Raw genomic sequence first — 5,904 nt, forward strand, 5'->3', positions numbered from 1 at the left:
ATGGAGAGAATGCGGTCTCTACACTCCTTGAATATTTCAAGGGATTCCTTGTCCTTCACATATTGCGACTGGAGATTCAGGAGGCTCGAGATTACCTGCATGTTATTCTTTACCCGGTGATGTATCTCCTGGAGAAGCACCTCCTTTTCTTTTAAGGATTCCTTGAGCTGTTCCTCTGCACGTTTGCGGTCGGTAATGTCAATGAAGGATGCTACACTTTTGCTGGTTCCGGGAATAACATCGACAGTGATAAAAATATCTTTGATATCGCCATATCTGTCAACAAATCCAAACTCATAATTTCTCGGTGCAGAGGAGGGATCGATCCTTCGCAACCCATGGTAATGTTTCATTTTTCCCAAATCTTCTTTTGCCACAAACTCTGTCCACTTCTTTTTCCCTTCCATCTCCTCTCTGGAATATCCGAAGAGCTGCTCAAGTTCGGCATTTGCCAGTGATATTGTTTTGTCTTCGTCGACAATTATCATTGCAGTTCCGGTATTTTCAAAAATTGTTCGATATCTTTCTTCTGACTTCCGCAGTGCCTCCTCCGCACGCTTCCGGTCGGTTACGTTTATTGATGTTATGATAGCTCCTTCAGGAAAGGGGGCTATCTTTATGTCAAGAAATTTATCCTTATACTCCTTCTCCAGGAATTTCTTCGATTCGCCTGATCTGATGCATTCCATCAACTCCCCGAACATATCAGTTTTGTGTTGCGCCGCATAATCCTTATACATCACATCAGTATTAATGTTCGGCAATCTACCATCCGACCTTTTTCTTGCCAGGTTGTATTCGGTTATCTTTGCTTCACGATCCACGATTATAGTGTCAACGGGATTGTTATCGAATAATATGCGGTACCGATCCTCACTTTTCCTCAGTGCTTCCTGGGTTTTCTTACGTTCAACGGATTCTCTTTCTAATTTCTTGATTCTTCGTTCCAGTTCCTCGTAAGTCGGTTTTTGTTCCATGTGAAAAACCTCCGGACTTTTCCGAAAACAGCCGTGATTTTCTTTCTTCCCGGGAGAAGAAAGTAGAAAACAACTTCCTCCTTTTGTGCCAGTTTTGAACCTCGTTAACAAAAAATAAAAAAGGGAAGTTTTAAGTAACTTCCCCTAAATCACTGATATTTATGGTGGGCCGTAGGAGATTCGAACTCCTGACCAACGGATTAAAAATCCGCTGCTCTACCGGGCTGAGCTAACGGCCCATCAAATGCATATTGAAGCTGCATTTCTTAACAGGAAGCCACTTTAGTTGTCAACAAGAAACTATCTAATTAGTAAAAGGATTTTCTACGATGATTGTTTCCTCTCTGCCCGCTCCCACAGAAGCAACAAACACCTTGACTCCAGCAAGCTCTTCAACCCTTTCCACATATTTTCTGGCATTAGCGGGAAGTTCCTGAATATTTCTGGCCTTGCTTATATCTTCAGTCCATCCTTCCATTTCTTCATAAACAGGCTGACATTTGGATAATATCTGCAGGTTTGATGGAACTGATTCCGTGAATTCTTTCCCGTTGACCTTGTAACCAACACAAATCTTCAATTTTTCAATACCGGTCAGGACATCGAGCTTTGTTATCGCTATCCCGGTGATGTCAGATATCCTTACTGACTGTCTGACCATGACAATGTCAAGCCAGCCACAACGGCGTTTTCTCCCTGTGGTGGCACCAAATTCCATTCCAACTTTCTGTATTCTCTCTCCTATATCATCAGTGAGTTCTGTAACAAATGGGCCGCTTCCAACTCTCGTAGTGTAGGCCTTGCAAATTCCCACAACGGCACTTATTTTTGTAGGTCCTATGCCGGACCCGCAGCAGGCATTACCGGCTATGGTACTTGAAGAGGTAACGAAAGGATACGTGCCGTAGTCTACATCGAGGTGACTCCCCTGGGCGCCTTCAAAGAGTATATCTTTTCCATTCTTAAGCTCTCTGTTGAGAATGATTGAAGTGTTTGCCGCGTATTGCCTGAGACGATCGGCGTATTCCCTGTATTCGTCATAGATTGCCTGTTCGTCGACCGGCTCCTCCTTGAAAAATTCCGTGAGGAAGAAGTTTTTCTCCTCAATGTTCCTTTTCAGTTTTTCCAGAAATACCTCGTCATCAAGGAGGTCGCAAAGCCTTATCCCTACCCGTGTGACCTTATCTTCATAACATGGCCCGATTCCCCGTCCGGTGGTTCCTATCTTTTTGCCACCCTTTCGGGACTCACGGGCGATATCCAGCCTTCGGTGATACGGCATGATGATATGGACATTCTCACTGACGAAGAGGGTTGTGCTTGAGGGAAAGAGATTTCGGCTTTTGAGATTATCAATCTCCTCTATGATGACCTTCGGGTCTAAAACCACGCCATTTCCCACAATACAGATTTTATTGTCGTGAAGTATCCCGGATGGTATCAGGTGGAGGATAGTCTGCTCACCTTTTACTACCAGAGTATGGCCCGCATTGTTTCCCCCCTGAAATCTTGCGATGACATCTGCACTTTCTGCGTACAGATCAACAATCTTACCTTTGCCTTCATCACCCCACTGGGTTCCGACAACAATAACCACATTTGACATAATATGCCTCCAATTAATCTTTTATAATTAAGGATGCCGCTTTCGTAAAAAGTCTTTTTTGTTACCCTGAACAATACTCCAAATGTCACCCTGACAAGAGGGGGATGCTGAAATTGATCCTGGAACCAGTAGCGTGCCCCCTTCTGTGGGGTACAGAGACCTTTTTATATTTCCAGTTGAGTTACTGAAATAATATTGGGCAGGCTCTTGAGCTTGCTGATAACCTCCTCAGATACTACACTGTCTGTACTCAGGACAACGAGTGCCTGTCCATCTACCTTCTCACGGCTCAACTGAAGCCCTGCAATGTTAACATCATTTTTCCCAAGGGTCGTACCGATGTTGCCTATGACACCCGGTCTGTCGTAGTTGTATATCACGAGCATGTTACCTTCCGGGATTGCCTCAAGTGTGAATTTATCAATCCTCACAATCCTCGGATCCTGCTTTCCAAAGATTGTTCCTGCAGCATAACTTTCTCCGCTGGTTGTTTTTATAGTGAGGGAAATCATGCTGGTGTAATCCTTTACGCTGCTGCTCTTCGATTCGATAACGTTTATGCCTCGCTCTTTTACGATGACGGGTGCATTGATAAAATTGATATTTTCGCTGAGTAGCGGCGTCAGAAGTCCCTTTAGCAGGGCGGTCGTGATTGGCGCTACTGTGAAGTCAAGGATATCTCCGCTGTATTCGACAACAACTTCTTTTATTCCTCCAGAGACAAGCTGGGCCTGAAATTTCCCGAGTTTCTCAGCAAGTACCAGGTGTGGCCGTATTATTGTGAGTATTTCTGCACTGACTGAAGGGAAGTTGACAGCATTTTTTATTGTCCCGTCCGTGAGATATTCGACTATTTGTTGGGCAATAGCTATGGCAACATTCCTCTGTGCCTCGTCCGTTGAGGCGCCCAGATGCGGTGTGCTGATAACATTGTCGAGAGAAACAAGGTCCCAGTTCTGAGTGGGTTCTTCTTCAAAGACGTCGAGTGCTGCACCGGCGACTTTCCCGGAGACAAGGGCATCATAGAGGTCTTTTTCTTTTACAATTCCTCCCCTGGCACAGTTGATAATGAAAACGCCTTGTTTCATCTTGGCAAGCATATCGGCGTCGACCATTCCCTTTGTTTCCTTTGTGATTGGAACGTGTATGGAGATAAAATCTGAACTTTCTAAAAGCTCGTCCAGGGTAACGAGAGTGATACCAATCTTTTCTGCCACTTCTGGAGATATGAAGGGATCGTAAGCGATCACATTCATCTTTAATCCTAATGCTCTGTCGGCCACGATGGAGCCAACCCTCCCAATGCCTACAATTCCCAGGGTCTTATTATAGACCTCTGTACCCATAAATTTTTTCTTTTCCCACTTTTGGGATTTTATGGAAGCCGTGGCCTGGGGAATGTTCCTTGCGAGGGAGAGCATCAATGATATGGCGTGCTCCGCTGTAGTGATGGTGTTACCACCGGGGGTATTCATTACCACGATACCCCTCTTACTTGCCGAGGTAACATCAACGTTGTCAAGCCCTATTCCGGCTCTTCCTATTACCTTGAGACTGTCCGCCTTATCTATGAGTTCCTTGGTAACCTTCGTAGCACTCCTTATGGCAAGTCCATCGTAATCCTTTATTATTCCTTTAAGCTCATCGGGTGTGAGATTTGTCATTACATCAACTTCAATCCCAGGAGCATTTTTAAATATCTCGATTCCCTCCTTGGCCAGGGTGTCACTTACAAGAACTTTTTGCATTTTATGTCTTCCTCCCACTTTATTTTATCAAGTTATTCACATGACCTGTAGACGGACACAACCAAGCATGAAAATCCCCCTTACTTACCTTAGAAATATAAGGTAAGTAAGGGGGATTTTTTATATAAAGCATAAAACTGACAATTTTAAAGTTTCCTTTATTTATTGACAGGTAAGATGCCTGCCCTTCTACAGCATTTCCTATAACTTGGCAATTTCCTCCAGGTATGCCCTTTCCAGTGCCTCAATTGCTGTCTTTATGTCTGATGGTTCAATAGTTGGACCGCACCAGAAGCGGAATCCGGCAGGCGCGTCCTTGTAAGAACTTACATCATGAGCGGCATTTTCTTCGCTCAATTTGCCTGCAACACTCTTAATAAGTTTTGTCTGGGCTGCCTCTGATAGTGATTTAAGCTTTTCATCTGTAACTATAAGACAGACAGAAGTGTTCGAGCGGATTTCTTTGGATTCAGCAAGAAAATCGATCCAGTCAGTCTTTTCAACCCATTCTTCAATGACATTTAAATTAGAGTTGCTTCTGTTGATAAGACCATCCAGCCCCATCTCCCCGGCCCAGTTGAGCACATCAAGGTAGTCTTCAACGCAAAGCATTGAAGGTGTATTTATGGTGCTACCTTCAAAGATAGATCCGTCAATCTTGCCACTCTTTTTTATCCGAAAGATTTTTGGCATTGGCCACGGGGGATCGTACGATTCTACCCTTTCAATGGCCTTCGGACTTAAGACAAGTACGCCATGGGCGGCTTCACCACCAAGGCATTTCTGCCAGGAATATGTGAGTGCATCGACCTTTGACCAATCAATATCCATTGCAAATGCCCAACTTGTGGCATCGCAAAGTGATAAACCTTCCCTTTCCTGTGGAATCCAGTCCCAGTCCGGAATTTTGACCCCGCTGGTGGTTCCGTTTGCAACGAAGACCACGTCGCCTTTCCAGTCAACCTCTTTAAAATCCGGGATTTTTCCGTAATCCGCTTCAAGGATCGTCGGGTTGAGCTTCAACTCATTTTTGATGTCCTTAGCCCAGCCCGCGCTAAAGCTTTCCCAGACAAGCGCAGTCACCGGTTTGGGGCCGAGAAGTATCCACATGGCGGCTTCAAATGCTCCGGTGTCAGATCCGGCAAGTATTCCGAGCAAATAATCTTCAGGAACCTTCAATAACTCCCTGCTTTTACGGATTGCCTCTGCCAGCTTTCCCTTGCCGAGAGCACTTCGATGAGAACGCCCGACGGGGGCATCTTTTAAGACACCAAAACTCCATCCCGGTCTCTTGCTGCAGGGTCCTGAACTAAAATTTGGATTATGCATAACATCTTCCCCTTAAATTTTTACATCACAAACCACATATCAGAAAAGTTTTTATTACTCAAGATATTTCGGGTTTGTAATTGGTATTGACCGGAGTGTAAAAAGAACATATATTGAGGCTTCCTGTCTACAAAAAAGGACATACGGGATGCGCTATAGGTTAGCGGAGGAGTCCACAATTGAAGAAGATAAAAACCACTTTTTTCTGTCAGAATTGCGGGTATCAATCACCGAAGTGGCTCGG

Annotated in this window: 4 protein-coding genes and 1 tRNA gene; all 5 read right to left on the bottom strand. The window is 44.6% G+C overall.

Translation table 11 applies throughout. The features are described from left to right. The coding region (locus tag Q7J27_14415; protein ID MDO9530334.1) for a PAS domain S-box protein at positions 1-977 on the bottom strand (977 nt) is incomplete at its 3' end. Positions 978-1,139: 162 nt separating this feature from the next. Further along, positions 1,140-1,216 (bottom strand) — tRNA-Lys (locus Q7J27_14420). A 65-nt stretch (positions 1,217-1,281) separates the two neighbouring features. Further along, complete coding sequence (locus tag Q7J27_14425) at positions 1,282-2,583, bottom strand: adenylosuccinate synthase (protein ID MDO9530335.1); 1,302 nt, start codon at positions 2,581-2,583, stop codon at positions 1,282-1,284. Between the two features lie 164 nt (positions 2,584-2,747). After that, positions 2,748-4,331, bottom strand: coding sequence for a phosphoglycerate dehydrogenase (gene serA / locus Q7J27_14430; GenBank protein ID MDO9530336.1), 1,584 nt, complete (start codon positions 4,329-4,331; stop codon positions 2,748-2,750). 201 nt (positions 4,332-4,532) lie between these two features. Beyond that, a complete protein-coding gene (locus tag Q7J27_14435) occupies positions 4,533-5,660 on the bottom strand; it encodes a phosphoserine transaminase (protein ID MDO9530337.1) in 1,128 nt (375 codons plus the stop codon). Between the last annotated feature and the right edge of the window lie 244 nt (positions 5,661-5,904).

It is taken from the genome of Syntrophales bacterium (assembly GCA_030655775.1).
In the GTDB taxonomy this organism is placed as follows: domain Bacteria; phylum Desulfobacterota; class Syntrophia; order Syntrophales; family JADFWA01; genus JAUSPI01.

Excerpts from the sequence above, each read along its gene's own strand:
- Q7J27_14425 (MDO9530335.1), bottom strand. The coding sequence starts at position 2,583 with ATGTCAAATGTGGTTATTGTTGTCGGAACCCAGTGGGGTGATGAAGGC.
- serA (MDO9530336.1), bottom strand. The coding sequence starts at position 4,331 with ATGCAAAAAGTTCTTGTAAGTGACACCCTGGCCAAGGAGGGAATCGAG.
- Q7J27_14435 (MDO9530337.1), bottom strand. The coding sequence starts at position 5,660 with ATGCATAATCCAAATTTTAGTTCAGGACCCTGCAGCAAGAGACCGGGA.